The organism is Bacillus sp. FSL H8-0492 (genome assembly GCF_038006145.1).
In the GTDB taxonomy this organism is placed as follows: domain Bacteria; phylum Bacillota; class Bacilli; order Bacillales; family Bacillaceae_G; genus Bacillus_A; species Bacillus_A mycoides.
Genome location: NZ_JBBOUP010000001.1, coordinates 709,599 through 727,555, shown reverse-complemented (window position 1 = coordinate 727,555; position 17,957 = coordinate 709,599). Strand labels below are relative to the sequence as shown.

The 17,957-nt window shown below is 36.3% G+C and carries 15 protein-coding genes and 1 pseudogene; 10 read left to right on the top strand and 6 right to left on the bottom strand.

The features are described 5' to 3' along the window. Positions 1-143 precede the first annotated feature (143 nt). From MHH66_RS03660 to MHH66_RS03630, 7 genes are all read left to right on the top strand, one after another. Entirely contained in the window at positions 144-1,019 is an 876-nt protein-coding gene (locus tag MHH66_RS03660) for a cytochrome aa3 quinol oxidase subunit II (protein ID WP_002134440.1), read from the top strand. Positions 1,020-1,052: 33 nt separating this feature from the next. Next, positions 1,053-2,987, top strand: coding sequence for a cytochrome aa3 quinol oxidase subunit I (gene qoxB, locus MHH66_RS03655; RefSeq protein WP_002063826.1), 1,935 nt, complete (start codon positions 1,053-1,055; stop codon positions 2,985-2,987). 13 nt (positions 2,988-3,000) lie between these two features. Continuing rightward, entirely contained in the window at positions 3,001-3,603 is a 603-nt protein-coding gene (gene qoxC, locus MHH66_RS03650; RefSeq protein ID WP_000729310.1) for a cytochrome aa3 quinol oxidase subunit III, read from the top strand. After that, positions 3,604-3,915 carry a cytochrome aa3 quinol oxidase subunit IV gene (qoxD, locus tag MHH66_RS03645; protein WP_078185066.1) on the top strand — a complete coding sequence of 104 codons (312 nt, stop codon included), beginning with the start codon at positions 3,604-3,606 and terminating at the stop codon, positions 3,913-3,915. 268 nt (positions 3,916-4,183) lie between these two features. Next, a complete protein-coding gene (locus MHH66_RS03640) occupies positions 4,184-6,013 on the top strand; it encodes a monovalent cation:proton antiporter family protein (RefSeq protein WP_078185067.1) in 1,830 nt (609 codons plus the stop codon). A gap of 18 nt (positions 6,014-6,031) precedes the next feature. Then, positions 6,032-6,322, top strand: a complete 291-nt coding sequence (locus MHH66_RS03635; RefSeq protein ID WP_078185068.1) for a DUF4022 family protein — start codon at positions 6,032-6,034, stop codon at positions 6,320-6,322. 14 nt (positions 6,323-6,336) lie between these two features. Continuing rightward, positions 6,337-6,774 (top strand): GNAT family N-acetyltransferase, encoded by a 438-nt coding sequence (locus tag MHH66_RS03630; protein WP_078185069.1) that lies wholly within the window; start codon positions 6,337-6,339, stop codon positions 6,772-6,774. Positions 6,775-6,807: 33 nt separating this feature from the next. Here the strand turns inward: MHH66_RS03630 and MHH66_RS03625 are convergent, their stop codons facing one another. The 3 genes and pseudogenes from MHH66_RS03625 to MHH66_RS03615 all read right to left on the bottom strand — a co-directional run bounded on the left by MHH66_RS03625 (position 6,808) and on the right by MHH66_RS03615 (position 8,877). Further along, positions 6,808-7,242 carry a hypothetical protein gene (locus MHH66_RS03625; protein WP_016097248.1) on the bottom strand — a complete coding sequence of 145 codons (435 nt, stop codon included), beginning with the start codon at positions 7,240-7,242 and terminating at the stop codon, positions 6,808-6,810. Positions 7,243-7,246: 4 nt separating this feature from the next. After that, positions 7,247-7,447, bottom strand: a complete 201-nt coding sequence (locus tag MHH66_RS03620; protein WP_000301182.1) for a helix-turn-helix transcriptional regulator — start codon at positions 7,445-7,447, stop codon at positions 7,247-7,249. A 139-nt stretch (positions 7,448-7,586) separates the two neighbouring features. Then, a pseudogene (locus MHH66_RS03615) lies at positions 7,587-8,877 on the bottom strand (NCS2 family permease). 265 nt (positions 8,878-9,142) lie between these two features. Here MHH66_RS03615 and MHH66_RS03610 point away from each other — a divergent pair. Together MHH66_RS03610 and MHH66_RS03605 are read left to right on the top strand one after the other, a co-directional pair. Then, a complete protein-coding gene (locus MHH66_RS03610; RefSeq protein WP_016121468.1) occupies positions 9,143-10,534 on the top strand; it encodes an amino acid permease in 1,392 nt (463 codons plus the stop codon). Between the two features lie 181 nt (positions 10,535-10,715). Then, positions 10,716-12,263, top strand: a complete 1,548-nt coding sequence (locus tag MHH66_RS03605; protein WP_078185070.1) for a DNA-binding protein — start codon at positions 10,716-10,718, stop codon at positions 12,261-12,263. A gap of 35 nt (positions 12,264-12,298) precedes the next feature. On the opposite strand, the gene MHH66_RS03600 is transcribed toward MHH66_RS03605, so the two are convergent. Continuing rightward, a complete protein-coding gene (locus MHH66_RS03600) occupies positions 12,299-14,020 on the bottom strand; it encodes a DUF2339 domain-containing protein (protein WP_063218683.1) in 1,722 nt (573 codons plus the stop codon). A gap of 134 nt (positions 14,021-14,154) precedes the next feature. After that, positions 14,155-15,456: a branched-chain amino acid transport system II carrier protein BrnQ1 gene (gene brnQ1 / locus MHH66_RS03595; protein WP_407060705.1), complete on the bottom strand. Its 1,302-nt coding sequence runs from the start codon at positions 15,454-15,456 to the stop codon at positions 14,155-14,157. Positions 15,457-15,709: 253 nt separating this feature from the next. On the opposite strand from brnQ1, the gene MHH66_RS03590 reads away from it, so the two are divergent. Further along, positions 15,710-17,095, top strand: coding sequence for a peptide MFS transporter (locus tag MHH66_RS03590; RefSeq protein WP_002167113.1), 1,386 nt, complete (start codon positions 15,710-15,712; stop codon positions 17,093-17,095). A 30-nt stretch (positions 17,096-17,125) separates the two neighbouring features. Here MHH66_RS03590 and MHH66_RS03585 read toward each other — a convergent pair whose 3' ends face one another. Continuing rightward, positions 17,126-17,896, bottom strand: a complete 771-nt coding sequence (locus tag MHH66_RS03585; protein WP_078185071.1) for a YHYH domain-containing protein — start codon at positions 17,894-17,896, stop codon at positions 17,126-17,128. Positions 17,897-17,957: the final 61 nt, after the last annotated feature.

The window sequence follows — 17,957 nt, the reverse complement described above, 5'->3', positions numbered from 1 at the left end:
TACAAATGATATTCACCTTAAAAAGCGTGCATTTGTGTCTATTTTTTAACAATATGACAAAAACTATTGCCTTCTATAAATTAATAGGTTTATATTGTTTTATTGGCATAGTTTCAATCCAAGGAGAAAGGAGATTTTCAATCGTGCAACTAAAGAAAACGTTTTGGAAGTTGGCTTCGCTTCTTCCGTTATCATTACTTCTGTTCCTCGGTGGCTGTGATAAAAAACTCGCAGTATTAAATCCGCAAGGACCTGTTGCAAAAGCACAGTATGATTTAATTGTTTGGTCATTCTTGCTTATGTCATTAATTATCGCAATTGTATTCATCTTGTTTACAGTCATCTTGATTCGTTATCGTGAAAAACCAGAGAATATGGACTATGAGCCACCTGATCAACATGGTAACACATTATTAGAAATCATTTGGACGATTATTCCTGTTATTATCGTTATCGCATTATCGATTCCAACAGTTAAAGCAACTTATGCTTCGGAAGAGGTTCCGCAAGAGTCCAAACATATTAAACCAGTTGAAATTTATGTTACATCTGCAAACTGGAAATGGTTATTTAGTTACCCGGAGGAAAAAATTGAAACCGTTAACTATTTAAACATCCCAGCTGGTGTACCAATTCAATTTAAGCTGACTTCTGTCGGTCCAATGAATGCTTTCTGGGTACCAGAACTTGGTGGTATGAAGTATACAATGGATGGCATGATCATGGACTTATATTTACAAGCTGACAAGCCAGGTTCTTACCTAGGTCGTAGTTCGAACTTCTCTGGTGAAGGATTCACTCACATGGAGTTCGAAGTTGAAGCAAAAACTAAAGAGAAATATGATAAGTGGGTAAAAGAAGTACAAGAAACTGCCCCTAAATTATCAGAAAAGAAATACAACGAAATTATTAAACCTGGTGTAGTGGGGCGTATGACGTTCTCTAGTCACCACTTAAGTTATGTAGATCCAAAATCACTTGAATATTGTGATTACAACTACTACAAAAACAAAAAATAATAGCTATTATTCCAACAGATTGGAGTGAACACAGTGAAGCTTGATGAATTTTTTGTCACAGGTGACCCGATTATTTACGGAGCTGACGCTTCTATCGTTCTTGTGACATTAGCGATTCTTTTCGTACTAACAAAGTACAAAAAATGGAGATGGCTTTGGGATGAATGGTTGACAACTGTTGACCATAAAAAAATAGGAACCATGTATATTATCTCTGCCGTTATAATGTTATTCCGTGGTGGTATGGATGGTTTAATGATCCGTGCACAGTTAACATTCCCAGAAACAACTTATTTAAACGCTGAACACTATAACGGAATCTTTACAACACATGGTACAGTAATGATTCTTTTCATGGCAATGCCATTCGTTATGGGATTAATGAACCTTGTAGTACCATTACAAATTGGTGCTCGTGACGTTGCATATCCGTTCTTAAATGCTTTAAGTTTCTGGTTATTCTTTGTCGGAGCAATGTTATTCAACATCGCTTTCGTAATCGGTGGTTCTCCAGACGCTGGGTGGACTTCTTACTTCCCAATGGCAGGTACAGAGTTTACTTCTGGTGTAGGAAATAACTACTACGCAATTGCATTACAGATTTCAGGTCTCGGTACGTTAATGACAGGTATTAACTTCCTAGTTACTATTTTAAAAATGCGTACACCTGGCATGAAATTAATGAGAATGCCAATGTTTACTTGGTCAATCTTAATTACAACAATTATCATTATTTTCGCTTTCCCAGTATTAACAGTTGCTCTTGCATTAATGACATTTGACCGTCTATTCGATGCTCACTTCTTTACGATGGCGAGCGGCGGTATGCCGATGTTATGGGCCAACCTATTCTGGGTATGGGGTCACCCTGAAGTATATATCGTTATTTTACCGGCATTCGGTATTTTCTCTGAAATCATTAGTACATTCTCACGTAAACGTCTATTCGGTTACAGTGCGATGGTGTACTCGATGGTTGCAATTTCTTTACTAAGTTTCGTCGTATGGCTTCACCATTTCTTCACTATGGGTGCAGGTCCAGCGGTTAACTCATTCTTCTCGATTTCGACAATGGCGATTTCGATTCCAACCGGTGTTAAGATCTTTAACTGGTTGTTTACACTGTATAAAGGACGTATTCGTTTTACAGTTCCAATGCTTTGGTCATTGGCATTTATTCCAAACTTCGTAGTTGGTGGAGTTACAGGGGTTATGCTTGGAATGGCAGCAGCTGATTATCAATACCATAACAGCTACTTCCTAATTGCTCACTTCCACTACGTATTAATCGCAGGTACAGTATTCGCTATGCTTGCTGGATTCACATACTGGTATCCAAAAATGACAGGTCATATGTTAAATGAACGCCTAGGTAAATGGACATTCTGGATCTTTATGAGCGGATTTAACATCTGTTTCTTCCCAATGTACTTCTTAGGTTTAGACGGTATGACTCGTCGTATGTACACTTACTCTGAAAGTCTTGGATGGGGCTGGCTAAACCAAATCGCATCTGTTGGTGCTGTAATGATGGCTATTGGCTTCCTAATCCTTTGCTATAACGTAATTTGGAGTGCACGTCACGGTGAGCGTGACACAACTGGAGATCCATGGGACGGCCGTACACTTGAATGGGCAACTCAATCTCCTGTACAACATTACAACTTCGCGAAACTTCCTGAAATTAAAGAAGCTGATGCTTTCTGGTTCATGAAAAAACGTGGAGAAACAATTACACCAACAGCAGATGAATTAAAACCAATTCACATGCCAAGTAATTCTGGCGTGCCTATTATTGCGTCTTTATTCTTCGGTCTTGCAGGTTTTGCATTAGTATTTAGCTGGTTCTGGATTGCAGCAATCGGTGGTATTGGTATTTTAGGTTGCTTAATCTATCGTTCATTCGATTATGATGATGGCTACTACGTAAGCGTTGATGAAATTAAAGAAACAGAACATATAGCATGAGAGGTGAAATGACATGGCGGCTTTAGATAAAAGCTTACCTTTGGAATATCAATCCGAGCAAAGCAGGTTGAACATCCTAGGATTCTGGATTTTTCTTGGGGCTGAAATTATGCTGTTCGCAACACTTTTCGCCTCTTATCTAGTCCTTGCTGGTCGTACGGCAGATGGCCCAACACCAGCGCAACTGTTTGAACTTAAAACGCTTTTAATTCAAACACTACTACTTTTAACAAGTAGTTTCACATGTGGTATCGCAATTCATGAAATGCGTAAACACAATCAAAAAGGAATGTTAGCTTGGTTTATCCTGACTTTACTTTTAGGTGCAGGCTTCCTATTCTTTGAAATTGAAGAATTCATTTTGTACGTTGGTGAAGGTGCAACGATTCAAACAAGTGCTTTCTTATCGGCATTCTTCGTTCTTCTTGGAACGCATGGTGCCCACGTAACAGGTGGTATCATCTGGGCAACTTGTGTTATTATCCAAATTTTAAAACGAGGTTTAACACCAGTTACAGCTCGTAAAGTATTTATTATCAGCTTATACTGGCATTTCCTTGATCTTGTTTGGGTCTTTATTTACACACTAGTTTACTTGAACGGGATGGTGGCGTAAATGGGTCAAAATAACAACCAAGCAAACGGGCGTGGGCATAGCGGATTCCCATGGTCACACGTTTTCGGATTTATTTTATCGCTTGCACTAACGTTTCTAGCTTTATACGTGGCACTTTATACACCCCTGCCACTTTCAACGATATTAACAACTATTATCATAATGGCTGTTGCGCAAGCTTTATTACAATTAATTATGTTCATGCATTTAAAAGAAGGAGAAGGAAGCATTCAAATCCTTACAATGATATACAGTTTCTTCGTTGCAGCTGCAACAGTTGGTCTTACTGTATGGATCTTCTTCTCAATGTAATTTGCATGAAAAGACTGCTGGGATTCCTCAGCAGTCTTTTTTTATCCCGCATTACCGAGCAGTAAGGCCCCCACTGATTAAAGTTTCACTTTATCCCCTCCCCTATTACATCCACATTACGGAATTAACAACAAAATCATGCAAAATATACTTATTATGACAAATGTTAAGAAAACTCTTTCTTTATGAAATCGAAACCATATCCGTTGCTTTTCTTCCTATTATATGGCTAAATAGTTACTATATTTATTTGAAGGGAGAGAACGCAATGGAACATCATTCTTCTGTTCTATCACTTATGGTTGTCGTCGCAATCGCGTTTTTCGTTCCCCTTTTGTTACAGCGCTTTAAATTAAAAGCACTTCCTGTCGTTGTTGCAGAAATTATCGCAGGAATCTTTGTAGGTAAAAGTGGATTTAACATCATTGAGCCAGATATGTGGCTTCAAGTCTTATCAACACTAGGGTTTATCTTCCTGATGTTTTTAAGTGGTTTAGAAATTGACTTTTCGATCTTTAAACAAAAAGGGAAAAAGAATACGACAAACGAACCGAACACATTTCAAGCAGCAAGCATTATCTTCTTGTTTATTTTCATTTTATCTTATGCCCTATCATTAATATTCGTATGGCTAGGATTCGTAGACAATGCAATGTTCATGACTTTAATTATTTCAACTATTTCTTTAGGTGTTGTCGTACCAACATTGAAAGAAAATAACTTAGGAAAAACCGCAATCGGGCAAATCATTTTATTAGTCGCTGTTATTGCAGACTTAGTTACAATGATTTTACTCGCTGTATTCGTCGGATTAAATTCCGAAAGTGGCCAAAGCATGTGGCTTCTACTTCTTCTATTCGGTGCTGGTATTGTAATTTACTTTGTCGCAAGACGTTTTAAAAATATTCCATACCTAGAAAGCTTAAAAGCCGGTAGTGTACAAATTGATACACGAGCTGTTTTTGCACTCATCTTAATATTAGTTGGATTATCTGAATCTGTTGGGGCAGAAAATATTTTGGGAGCCTTTTTAGCAGGTGTACTCGTATCTTTATTATCACCAAATGAAGATATGGTTGAAAAACTTGATTCCATCGGATATGGCTTCTTCATTCCTATTTTCTTCGTAATGGTTGGTGTAAATCTAGAAGTATGGTCTATTTTTAACGAGCCTTCTAGTATGCTAATGATCCCAATTCTAATTGTGGGACTCTTTATTTCAAAACTGTTGCCATCACTCGTCTTACGAAAATGGTACCCACGCAATATCGTACTCGGAAGTGCTATTTTGTTAACATCAACACTTTCTTTAGTTATTGCGGCTGCACAAATCGGTGAAAAGCTAGACATCATTAGCCCAAGTTTATCAGCATCTCTTATTTTAAGTGCAGTTATTACTTGTATTTTTGCACCTATATTATTTAAAAAGATGTTTCCAAAAGTGGAAACACCAAAACCGAAAGTATCTATTATTGGTGCAAGCAGAATTACCCTTCCGTTATCACTTGATTTAAAACGTGAGGATTATGACGTAACACTATATATGATACGTCAAAATAAAATAAATGATGAGGAAGCGAAATCTCATGACTTCCCTATTGTAAAATTAGATGAGATTACTATTCAATCTTTAATGGAGCAACAAGCTTTCGAAGCAGACCGTGTTGTTGTTGCGACAAGTGATGATGAACAAAACTTATTATTAGCAGAACACGCAAAAGAATTAAGTGTTGAACACGTCATTGCAAGTGTAGAAGATCCCCTTCTACAAGAAAAAGCGACTCAAGAACATATCGCTGTATTCTCGACTATTAACTCTACACGTATTTTATTACGTGCACTTATTGATAAACCGAGTCTCGTTCGCTTGATTACAACAGCAAATGAAACGGTGCGTGGGGTTGAACTACGAAGTAATAAATATAACGGCTTAGCACTTCGTCGCCTTCCGTTTCTAGGTGATGTACTTGTCATTCAAATTTACCGTGGTAATAAAGCATTAATACCACATGGTGATACGAAGTTACAGCATGGCGATACTTTACTTGTAACGGGTTCAAAAGAACATATTGATACAATGAAAAACATATTAGAATAGAAAATGCCCCTCACATAAATGAGGGGCATTTTTTCAATTTCATATGGTAAAATGTTACTATCACATATTATGGGGATGGATCACATTATGTCTATTGTAACTTTAGCTCTATTATTATTAGCGGAAGTACTCGTTGCCATTATTCTCATCGGTGTTAGCATTGAAATTTGTAGTTACGGCTGGAAAAAATCAAATGGCGTCAAATACACTTGTCTTTTGCTTTCGCTCCTTATCGGAACTGCTAGCATACTCGGACTTTTCGCTGCACCCGCATATTTCTTCTTACAACTTATAGAAAAGGGCTTATAAGAAAGGATGATATTATGATTACAGTGAAACATATTGATGCATCTGAAACATACTTATTACGTCAAAAGGTTTTGCGTCCCAATCAATCATTAGAAGATTGTAAATACGATTCAGATTACGAAACAGACGCTTTTCATTTAGGTGCATTTTTATATGATGAACTTGTTAGTATCGCCTCTTTCTCTAAAGAAATACATCCTGATTTACAAGCTGGTACCCACTATCGTCTACGAGGAATGGCAACATTACCTAATTTCCGAAACCAGCATGCTGGCAGCTCCTTAATCCGTAAAGCTGAACAAGTCCTCCAAGAACGCGAAGCAAATATTCTATGGTGTAATGCCCGAATTACCGTAGCGGATTATTACAAACGATTAGACTTCCATGAGCATGGTGAAATCTTCGAGATTGATCCAATAGGACTACATAAAGTAATGTATAAAGAAATATAAGAAAAGCTTTCTGCATATTGCAGAAAGCTTTTCTTATATTTCATTTTCACTTTTTATTTTTTTCATATATATGTATATAAACAAACTAGGAATTAAAAAACAAGCAAACATAATAAGTCCTGTTATACCAATTTCCTTTATCGAAATGTCCGGTGTTACAATGATACAAATAGCTAACAGTCCAATAACAATCCCTACTGGAATTAATAATAGTTTCATGAAATAACTACGAGATACTCCCCCTGTATGCTCATACACTTCCACCGAATTTTTTAAGTTTAAAAAGTTAATAACTATTATCCCGCCCATAAATACCATTAATAAATCCGAAACACTTTCATACCCTGCCCCTTGCAAGACGTAACGGTAAAAAACAATGCCTAGTATGACGACATTTTGTAAGATGAAAGCCAATCTAATATGTTTTAATCCCTCAATCATTAAACGTTCATCTTTCACGATTTTCACCCTATCACTCCTTTTCCTCCCAAAACAAATCATTCAATGTTTTATCTACTGCATAACAAATTTTCAAACATAAATCTAAAGATGGATTGTATTTCCCCTTCTCAATTAAACTAATTGTTTGCCTTGTGACGCCTACTTTTTCTGCTAATTGTTGTTGTGTTAAATCTAACTGAACACGTGCGACTTTTATTTTACTTACAGCCATTCATGTTCCTCCTCTGCCTTTATTGTAACATATATATTCCATTAAGTAATTTATATTTTACGTAATTGATTTGTTTTTTTCACTTTATTATACACAAAAAAGGAGCCTCTCATAAGAAGCCCCCTTTCCTATCTCTATACTATAAGAATAAATGACATCCAAATAAAATTGTAAATAAATATAGTAACGGATGTACTTCCATCCCTTTCCCCTTCACAATTTTTAATACTGGATACACTAAAAATCCAATTGCAATTCCATTTGCAATACTAGACGTTAACGGAATACCAACGAAAATTAAAAATGCTGGTAATGCATCTTCAAATTCATTCCAATTAATATCACGAATGCTTTGTGCCATTAAACTACCTACAATAATTAATGAAGGAGCTAATAGCAGCTACACTTGATAAAGACGCGATAACAGGGCTGAAAAATGCCGTTATAATCGTTAGACCAACAACTACAATACCTGTTAATCCAGTTTTACCACCTGCAGCAATACCAGCTGACGATTCAATCGTTGCTGCTGTTGGGCTTGTTCCGAAGATAGAACCTGTCGTTCCGCCAATCGCATCTGCAATAAACGCTTTGCCAAAACGTTTCTCTGTATTATCTGTAATTAAACCAGCTTGTTTAATTAAACCGAGTAATGCACCTGTCGTATCAAATAAAAGTACAAGTAAAAATGAAAATACAACACCATATAATCCATACTGAATTACATCTGAAAAAGCATTGATTGGATTTGAAACGATAATACCCTCTGGTAAATGAGGCATCGCCACAATTTTATCCTCAAACTTCAGTTGCCCCGTAAAGAAGGTGATAATTCCTGTCACAATCATACTAATAAATAATGCACCACTCACACGTAATACCATTAATACTGCCGCTAAAATTAAACCAATTAAAGTTAAAATAACGGCTGGAGAATGAAAATCACCAATCGTAACTAAGTTAGATGGATGATCCACGATAATTCCAGATAGACGTAATCCAATAAAAGCAATAAATAGTCCAATTCCACCTGCAATTGCATGTTTTAAACTGTCAGGAATTGCGATAATTAGCTTTTGCCTAAATGAAGTGAAAGATAATAAAAGAAAAATGATACCTGTTACAAATACTGCCGAAAACGCAATGACATACGTAATCCCCTCTGCCTGTTGAACGACAGAATAAGCAAAATATGCATTCATCCCCATAGCTGGAGCAATAACAATTGGATAGTTAGCTAAAAACGCCATACATAGCGTCCCAATAACTGTCGCAATAATAGTTGCCGTAAACGCTTGATCAAATGGTACACCTGCATCAGATAATATTTTCGGATTGATGACAAGAATATACGCAAATGTAAAAAAAGTTGTGATGCCCGCTAAAAGCTCTTGCTTCACAGAAGTGTTATATTTTTGTAATTGAAACATGGCTATGTACCCTTCCTACACCTGAATTATTATCACACATTCTTTTCTTACTAGTATGTGAGAAAATATAATACTTAATCTTAACAATCAATAAAAAGAAGAGTCAATATATTCTCTAATAGTAAGAATTTTAAGTTTAAGTCTGACAAGTTCAGATGTAGTACAGTTCATTTTGATTATTTTTGTAGCATAACAGATAGGAATGTTTTATAATTTGAAATAGTTAAATATTTAGGTAGCTCATTCTACAAGGGGGATTCTTCTTATGCAGCACACAAACAAATCTGGAACTTTAAATCGAGGTTTAAAAGAACGACATATTACTTTAATGTCACTCGGTTCGGCTATTGGCGTTGGGCTATTTTTAGGATCTGCTTCTGCTATTAAACTAGCTGGTCCTTCCATCTTACTAGGTTATATGATCGCTGGACTCGTTATTTTTTTCATTATGCGAGCGCTCGGAGAAATGGCAATTGAACAACCGGTTGCCGGCTCTTTTAGTAAATATGCTAATGATTATATCGGCCCACTTGCTGGCTATATTACTGGTTGGAACTACTGGTTCTTATGGGTTGTTACTTGTATGGCTGAAATTACAGCGGCTGGAATTTACATGCAGTACTGGTTCCCAGATATCCCGCGCTGGACTTGGGCACTACTCGCTCTATTATTAATGAGCGCTTTCAACTTCTTATCAGTAAAAGTATTTGGAGAACTTGAGTTTTGGTTTGCTCTCATTAAAATTGTCACAATTATCTGTATGATAGTGATTGGCTTTGGTATTATTCTATTCGGATTTGGAAATGGCGGCGTTGCAACTGGTATTTCAAATCTTTGGGAACATGGGGGCTGGTTCCCAAATGGCTTCTCTGGATTATTGCTTTCCTTACAAATGGTATTATTCGCTTATTTAGGCGTTGAACTAATTGGTGTTACAGCTGGTGAAGCTCAAAACCCGAAGAAAACACTCGCAAAAGCTATCGATAACGTATTTTGGAGAATCCTAATCTTTTACGTCGGGGCATTATTCGTTATGATGGCAATTTATCCATGGAACGAACTTGGCGAGAAAGGAAGTCCATTCGTATTAACATTCCAACAAATCGGCATTGCAAAAGCAGCAGGTATTATTAACTTTGTTGTATTAACAGCTGCACTTTCTTCTTGTAACGGTGGTTTATTTAGTACAGGGCGTATGCTATTTACACTAGCACAACAAAAGAAAGCACCTGAACGATTTGGACGTTTAAATAAAAATGGCATTCCAAGTCAAGGTATTATAGCAACGGCTATCGTTTTACTTGTTGGTGTTATATTAAACTACCTTGTGCCTGCAAAAGTGTTTACATGGCTGACTAGTATTTCAACTTTCGGGGCAATTTGGACTTGGGGTATAATATTAGTCGCTCAAATTAAATTCCGTAAAGGATTACCAACTGAGAAAAAAGACAAGCTAACGTATAAAATGCCTTTACATCCATTAAGCTCTTACTTCTCACTTGGCTTCCTTGCACTTGTACTATGTATTATGGCGTATTCAGAAGATACACGAATTGCATTAATCATTGGCCCAATTTGGCTTATCGGCTTAGCTATCGTGTATTACATGAAAGGATTTCATAAGATTGATGAAACACCTAATTCAAAGATTAGTTAAACAAGCTATCCCTTCCTTATTAATTGGAAGGGATTTTTTATTGTCTATATAAATATTTCTCAACAAAATTCACGGTATTTTTACAATTTTTTAATATTTTTTACGTTTTCTGTCTTTATTTTTTCAGAAAAATAAATTACATTATTAAAGCACATATATTTATTATTAGGGGGATTCTTCTATGAAGAATAAAAAATGGATTACATTTTCTTTAGCAACAGCAATTACACTTAGTATGGGGAGTTCGTTCATACCGTCTACTTATGCCGAAAGCTCTGTAGACCCAGCTCCTGAAATTGCTGCAAAGGTTGTAAATCAAAACAATGGGAAAAAAGTATTATTCGATAATACGCACGGTCAAACTGCCGGGACGGCTGATTGGGTTATTGATGGCGGCTTTTCTGATTTTGGAAACGGCATTGCCCAAAACGGATATCATGTAAAAGAACTTCGTAAATCAGCACCTATTACATACGAAGATTTAAAAAACTACAATGTGTTTATCGTTCCAGAAGCTAATATTCCTTACAAAAAATCTGAACAAGACGCAATGTTACAATACGTGAAAAATGGCGGCAGTATTTTCTTCATTGCCGATCATTATAATGCAGATCGTAATAAAAACCGCTGGGACTCCTCAGAAGTGTTCAATGGATATAGACGCGGGGCATGGGATAATCCAGCAAAGGGAATGTCTAATGAAGAAACAACTTCACAAGCTATGCAAGGAGTAGAAAGCTCTGATTGGCTATCCGATAATTTCGGTATTCGCTTCCGTTACAATGCACTTGGTGATGTTTCAGCTAAAAATATTGTCTCACCTGCGCAATCATTCGGAATTACAACTGGCGTTTCATCTGTAGCAATGCATGCCGGCTCTACCCTTGCGATTACAAATCCAAAACTAGCGAAAGGCCTTGTATATCTTCCAGAAAATCCATCAAAATGGAATAACGCTGTTGATAGCGGCGTTTATAACGGTGGTGGCGTTGCAGAGGGGCCTTATGCTGCTATTTCGAAAGTTGGTCTTGGAAAAGCTGCCTTTATTGGTGATTCTTCTCCTGTTGAAGATGCCTCGCCAAAATATGTTCGCGAAGACTCAGGTCAAACAAAGAAAACTTATGATGGTTATAAAGAAGAAAACGATGCTGTTCTATTAGAAAACATCGTGAATTGGTTAGCGAAACAAGAAACATTTACAAGCTTAGATCAAGTGAGTGGTTTACAGCTTGATGCACCTACAGCTCTACAAACATTTGAACAACCAAGTTTATCAACAGAACCACAACCAGAACCTTGGAGCGCACCAAGTCAAGGTTACCAGTGGTTCAATACAAATACTTTCAAACCAGGTTCATACGGCTATAACGGTGCAGTGACAACGAGTGATTACGTAATTACGCACCCTAGCATTCTACCAAACAATGAAGTGTTCCAAATGAAGATTCAAGTAAATAACTTATTACCAAATACAACGTACAATAATTATTCTTTAGGTATATTCACAACTGGCGGAACACAGGTGGCAAAAGTTCAAAATACAAATGGCACTTGGCCATCTTCTTTCGGATATAGCAGTGCATTCTCTTTCATCACAAATAGCCAAGGATCTGCTGAAAAAATTGTGAATGTACAACTTGATCCAAATACAACTGGACAAGCAACACTTCGTCTACGTCAAAATACGACAGCGAAATATAGTGAAACTGTAACGATTAATAAAAAATAATGAAAAAGGCAATCCGAATATGGATTGCCTTCTTTTCACTTCTCTTCTTTTGAGAAAAACATTCTTGAAATAACGATACCTATACTACCAACGATTAAGAATAACACCGCCCTGATCATCATCGACACTTCTGGTAAGTCGAGAAGGAATAACTTCCCTACTGTTACTACTAATACAACTAAGCCAGCATATAATATTTCGTTCATCTGTCTATAACGACCAAACCAAACTGCAAATAACGCATATACCATCCATAATAACGATACAGATACGCTAATTATACTTCCATCTGTAGAAAGAACTTCACCGATTCTAGTAATTGTAATAAATACAATAACCATTAATGAGTAGAGCGCTATAGAGTACACATATTTACCAAAACTCGCTAGCACTTCTTTCGCTTGTCTCATGCAATAATAGAACGTTCCTATTAAAATAATATGAGCGACAAACCCTGCTGAAATGAAATGATCAAACGGGCTAAAAATCGTCTGCACCATTCCAATAGCATAAATCGTTGCACTTACATATAATTTAATATTTTGCTTTACTTTAATAGCAGTAACCATACCGAGGAAACCTTGTAACAATAATACGATCGCTGCATTCACCAAACTATACTCGTATAAAATCGCTAAACTAAATGATCCCATTGCAAAGCCAAATATTAGATTTGAAAATACCGAATGTTTATTCTTCCTATATTCAAGTACAAACATAACAGCATGCACAAATGCACTTATAACTAATCCCCACGTTGTAAATTCAGGAATTTGAGAAATGGCTAAAATAAAGAAAACTGCATTCGCACTAAATATCGCCAATCGTGCTTCTTGTATAAAACTTCTCTCTGAAAACATATGCCAAAATAATAGTAAATGAATTGCACCGTATACAAATGTTAACTGTACTTGCACATTCTCTACTAATATTGACATAACAACAAAGAAGACAAATAGGACAATTGCCGCAACAACATAAGAAATCATATACAAGTACTTATAAAGGTTTCTCAATGCATACCATAATAGGCTAATTGTTAATATCGTCTCATAACTAAAGAAAATATACGTATTAGGAGTCGTACTATTTAACAAGAAAGGAACAAAAAATGCTCCCACCGCCACGAAAATAGCGAGGTATTCCGATCTATATCTTTTCGCTAAATAAATCCCTAAAATAACCCATACAATATTACAGATAAACGCAATACTTGCAGGAATAAACTCATATAAATAATGTGCCGCAAACGTTGTTAAAACAATTCCCGTAATACTTCCTCCAGCTAATACTAACCCTAAGGCTTGCCGCTCTCTTTTAATTTGTATATCTCCTACGTAATACAAACCGGCAGATAGTACTATACCAAACACAACTCGTATCGCTGGTGTCAATAATCCGGCATCTACCCCTGCTTTGAATAACCAAATAACGCCAAGTAGCATAATACCGACAAATATGCGTGGTAACCACGTTTGACAAAACTTTATAATATTAAATGGTTCTGGTTTAAATGCAGATATATCTACTTGTTTCACCTCTGGCTCTTGCATGGACTTCCTCGTCTTAACTACATCTTCTTGTAACTTTTCATTACTTACCGCTTCAATATATTCTTTCTTTTCCTTATTAACATTTTGTTGAACTTTATCTACTTCTATTTTTCTTTGTTTCGCTTTCAATTCATAAAGTGCCTCTTGCATCGTTTCAATTGCCGTTTCGAGTGCTTCTATTTTCTTATTCAAATCCTCCTTCATACGCTCCCCCCTCATCATTCATGTAAAACCTATATATTACCAATTACCTTTATCATACTCTTAGTCTATTCATTTTCAATACTATTTTTCCAAAAAAAGAAAGGTGTTTTCCGAAATAGGAAAACACCTCTTACTTATTTATTCTTATTTATAGCAATACTAACAATTACACCGAGGCAGACACCTACAAATGCCGGAACAATCCAACCTACACCTTCTGAATAAAACGGAAGCATTTTTAGTAGTGGCGTCCATTTATTCATCAGTACACTTTTGTTTAAAATATCAATCGCACTAAATACCGCTACGAGTCCAATCGTTACCGAATATACGTATACATACTTTCCAATATACTTATGGAATAACCCTAAAATAATAAGCGTTAGTGCAACTGGATAAATAAATCCAAGAATCGGTACCGATACTTTTAAAATTTGCGTTAATCCTAAATTAGCTAAAACCATACTAACAAAACTTAATATAAATGCCCAAACTTTATAAGATACTTTCGGAAATACACTTGCGAAAAATTGACTACAAGACGTAACAAGTCCGATGGAAACGCATAGACAAGCGACAGTAAAAATAAGACCTAATAAAACTAACCCACCTTGTCCAAATAATGTAGTCATAACTTGTGCTAACACTTTCGCACCGTTATCAAATGTACCCAATGAACCACTAATTGAACCAACATATCCAAGAATGACATAAATAATAGTTAGTAATAGTCCTGCTCCAATACCAGCAATACTCATATATTTCGCTAAACCTTTATCATCCGCTACACCTTTTGCACGCAGAGCATTTGCAATAACAATCCCAAATATTAAAGCTGCTAACGCATCCATCGTTAAATATCCATCTAAAAATCCTTGGAACATAGGAGCTTGTCCATAATTTCCTGCAGGCTCTTTCACACTGCCTACTGATGTAAACATACTTTTTATAAATATAATAGCAATCATACATAATAATAAAGGCGTTAACACCTTTCCAAACAAGCCCATTAATTTAGACGGTGATAAACTTAACCAGTAAACAACACTAAAGAAAATAGCCGTGTACAATAACAAAACTACGCTACCCGCTTCTGGGAACAACTGGCCTGGCCCCATTTCAAAAGCTAAACTTCCTGCACGTGGTATACCAAGACCTGGTCCAATAAATAAGTACACAATACACGGAAAAATAATTGCAAATGAAGAATGAACCCTGCCCGCTAACGTTTGAAAACTCCCTGCTTTCGCAATAGCGATAACACCTAATATAGGAAGCCCTGTTGCTGATATAATAAAACCTAACAATGCAATCCATACATGTTCTCCTGCTTCATATCCAAGGAAAGGTGGAAATATAAGATTTCCGGCCCCAAAGAACATAGAGAATAACATAAGACTAATAAGCAAAATTTCTTTTTTCTGTAACAATTTCATTTCTTTCTCCTTCTTCAATTTCACCTTACATGAAATCAATTCCACAAATAAAAAAATGCGGTAATCCGCTTCCTTACAAAGAAAACATAGTCCATAGTCTATCACAAAAGAAACACCCATTCTATAGCTATTTCCCTTTTCAAATTTCTTCTGAAAAATCAACCTTTATTGACTTATAATAGTTAATAAGGTAAAATATTAATCATACAATACTATTAACTTTGTTTTTTGCTTGTGTCAGGAGGAAAATATTATGGAATCAGCGATACAACTAGAAAGAGAACAACAAAGAAAAAAGAAACATCCTCCAGGTTTATACTTACTCTTTTTTACAGAAATGTGGGAAAGATTTAGTTACTATGGATTACGAGGATTATTAACATTATATTTAACAACAGCTTTAGTAAGTGGTGGTCTTGGGTTTAGTCCCGCTTGGGCACTCTCTATTTACGGATTTTATACTGGTGCTTGTTATTTCACACCATTGATCGGTGGATACTTAACGGACCGTTTTCTAGGCAAACGAAAAGCCATCACAATTGGTGGTATAACAATGGCAATCGGTAACCTTACACTATTTGCCTTGCAAAACCAAGTCGGTCTATACCTCGGATTAGCGCTTATTATTATCGGTAATGGATTCTTCAAACCGAATATCTCTACACTTGTTGGAGAATTATACGAAGAAAATGATCCAAAACGTGATAGTGCATTTACAATTTTCTATATGGGTATTAACGTTGGTTCATTTTTAGCTCCACTCGTTTGCGGGTTTTTATCAGAAAATTTATTCAAAACAACAGTAGATGGCGTTGTTCATTTCGGATTCCGTTACGGTTTCTTAGCCGCTTCAATCGGAATGATCATTGGACAAATTTTATTTACAACACTATCAAATCGCTTCCTTGGTGATATCGGTAAAAAACCAACTCGCGATTTGCAAACGGATGCTGGACAACAAACAATAGGAAATACACCGTTAACAAAAAAAGAAAAACAACGTACAACAGTTATCGTCATTTTAACATGCTTTGTTGTCTTCTTCTGGGCTGGATTTGAACAAGCTGGTAGTTCGTTAACATTATATACAAATAAATTCGTTGACCGCTCCGTATTCGGATGGGAAGTACCAACGTCTTGGTTCCAATCGGTCAATCCATTATTTATTATTTTACTTGCACCAGCTATTTCAGCATTATGGGCGAAACTGGCAACTAGAAAAAATGGTGACATGAAAATCCCAACAAAAATGGGACTTGGTATGATCTTACTCGGTATCGGTTATATTGTTCTTGTTATCGCTACATTAAAAACAGGCAGTGACGAACATAACATTACAGAAAAAGCAAACTTACTATTTATCGTCTTTACGTATCTTTTCCATACGTTAGGTGAGCTATTCTTATCACCTGTCGGGCTATCAATGGTTAGTGCTCTCGCTCCAGTAAAACTAGCCTCTTTATTAATGGGCGTATGGTTAGCAAGCTCAGGTATTGCTAATATTTTAGGCGGACAGCTTGCAAGCTTCACAACTTCACTTGGATATGCTGAAGTATTCACAGTTATTGGCGCTGTGGCGATCGTTTTAGGTTGTGTTTTATTATCAATTTCTAAGAAATTAGTGAAATGGATGGATTAAAAAAAGATGAGGAATTTTCCTCATCTTTTTTTACGCTTTCTTTCCCTTTTCTATTGCTTGTTCATACAAGCCTTTATGTTCTTTATATTCACTTGGCACGAAACTCTTATAGAAGAACGAAAGCCAGCTGTCTCCTTTTTTATATCCTTCTTCTCGAATTTCCGCTGCCTTTTTATTTGATTTAAATCCTTCAGTAAACCATTTCTTTAATGTTTCATTCTTTTCATACTTAGCAGGAACTTTTAAATCATAATTTTCAAATGCATATGTATATCCAGCTTTTTCCGCTGCCTTTTTGGCAGACTTATATCCCTTTTCATACGCGGTTTCATATACTTTCACATATGTATCCTTTTCAGTATTTCCAGGTTTCTTTTCAGCTAATTCTTTACCAGCATTTTCACCGAGTTCTGCTTGCTCTTTTTCAATTTTTGCTGTTCTCTCTTTATTACCTACTTGGAAACCTTCTGCAGCACGCTGTCTCTCTTCCTCTGCTTTACGCTGTGCTTCTGCAGCATGTTGTTTTTCAGCCTCAGCATTGCGCTGCGCTTCTGCTTGTCTTTCAGCTTCTACAGCACCATTATTATTTTGACTAGGCGCAGGGCTTGTTGTTCCGCCGCTAGAAGCTGGTTTATTGTGATAATGATATTCCCCGTACTGCAATCCCCATTTTTCACAATTTGTACGACACGTATGTCCACCATTAGCATCTGTACGTCCTGGATGTGCATAAGCAGAAATTGGCGCTACCAATAACGCTACACTTGTTGTTAAAAGAAGTCTTTTTACTTGCTGTTTCACTTTTGTTCCTCCCAAAATCTAGAATCATTACTTTATTATATAAAAATAGAAAAATATTTAA